This window comes from Microvirga sp. P4_G7 (assembly GCF_056401005.1).
In genome coordinates, this window is sequence record NZ_JBFUKD010000757.1 from 1 (window position 1) to 1,646 (window position 1,646).

The 1,646-nt window shown below is 56.0% G+C and carries 1 protein-coding gene and 1 pseudogene; both read right to left on the reverse strand.

The window, feature by feature from the left end; genetic code table 11:
* The coding region (locus tag AC1DT3_RS20355; protein ID WP_477467024.1) for a calcium-binding protein at positions 1 to 1,508 on the reverse strand (1,508 nt) is incomplete at its 3' end.
* Between the two features lie 36 nt (positions 1,509 to 1,544).
* Positions 1,545 to 1,646: pseudogene (locus AC1DT3_RS20360) on the reverse strand (hypothetical protein); the annotation flags it as partial.

Genomic DNA, 1,646 nt, shown 5'->3' on the forward strand with positions numbered 1-1,646 from the left:
TCTCCATTGAATTCCTGCTCGCGATAAGCAAGCCCATACTCGGTACTGATCGCAAAGTCTTCGACGAGTTTGCCACCGCCGGTTCGGTCGTAGGTGCTCCTACGAACAACGCCATCCGCATCATAATCATGTCGCTCCCGCCAGTTGTATGAGTCGAACTTCCAGCGCCAATGGACCTCCGTCTTGTCGTCATACTTAATGTCGTGACTGACAAGCCTGCCCGCGTTGTCGTAAATTTGCTCGTACTCACTCCACAACTCGGTATTCGCGCGATCCCACGCGTAGGCATATCGGCTTCCCCCGTCGTTGAAAGCGGTAAGGCTGATTTGTTGACCCGAGGTGTTAAAGCGGTTCACCGCAATTGAGGTTACTTCCCCTCCGCCTGGATTGTTGTAAACGCGCCAGTCGATCTTAGTTCGCGTGCCGTCGCTGTTCTCAATGTCCCATCCGAAAATTCGGTCCTCGCTGATGATGTAATCCAACTCATCAACTGTTAGAGAGTAGCCACCAGCAAACTCGAATATCTCCACGTTGGCGATATCACTTCCGTCGGGCGAGTTTACACGTTTGTCGACAACTCCATACTTCCCGAACGCGCTATAGAGCATGATCTCATAGTCAGTGCGATCACCGGTCAAGACGATCGTGTCAGTTCCTTCCCCACCGTCGAGAAAGTCGGCACCCGCGCCTCCAATGAGCCGATCGTTGCCATACCCCGCGAACAGCTCGTCATCACCTGCACCACCATCAAGGGTATCATTGCCATCGTCACCATTGAGCCTATCCCAACCGTCTCCGCCGGAGAGAAAATCGCTGCCCCACTCGCCATTGAGCACATCGTCGCCGGTGYCGCCCACGAGTGTATCGTTGGCGTACCCGCCCCACAGGAAATCAATACCATCCCCTCCATCGAGGCTGTCGTTATCTTGGCCGCCGTATAGCTGATCAGAACCTGAGCCACCGACTAGCGTGTCGTTTTCGACGCCACCCTCCAGTTGATCGTCGCCTCCGTCGCCGTGAAGGGTATCGGCACCATCGCCACCGAAGAGGGTGTCTTGATCCGCTCCGCCGGAAAGGTCATCTAGCCCAGCCCCTCCATCGAGACGGTCATTGCCTATCGAGCCGATTAGAACATCATTGCCGCTCGATCCGGACAGCGTGTCATCGCCTGCCCCCCCGTTCAGAATGTCCTCACCATCTTGACCGTCTAGGTCGTCGTTGCCGTCCTCTCCATTGAGTGCATCACTCTCCGTCCCGCCTTGCAGTGTATCGCCGCCGCCGCCCCCCCAAAGACTGTCAGCGCCATCTGCACCGTTCAAGTAATCGCTCGAAGCTCCACCAACGATTAGATCTGATCCGCTCTCTCCATAGAGAAAATTGAGTCCGTCGCCACCATTGAGGGTATCATCGCCCAGTCCTCCCTCGAGCGTGTCACTTCCAGCACCCGCAACAAGGGAGTCATTTCCAGCGTCCCCTCGAAGTATATTGTTTCCATCAAGATCGGACAACGAATCTGAATCGTCACCTCCATTGAGGATGTCGTTGCCAGACTCGCCGTTCAGAGCGTCGCTTTCTCCGCCTCCCCAAAGAACGTCGTCCCCAAGTCCGCCCGTAAGAGAGTCTGCACCACTCGCACCGTGGAGCGT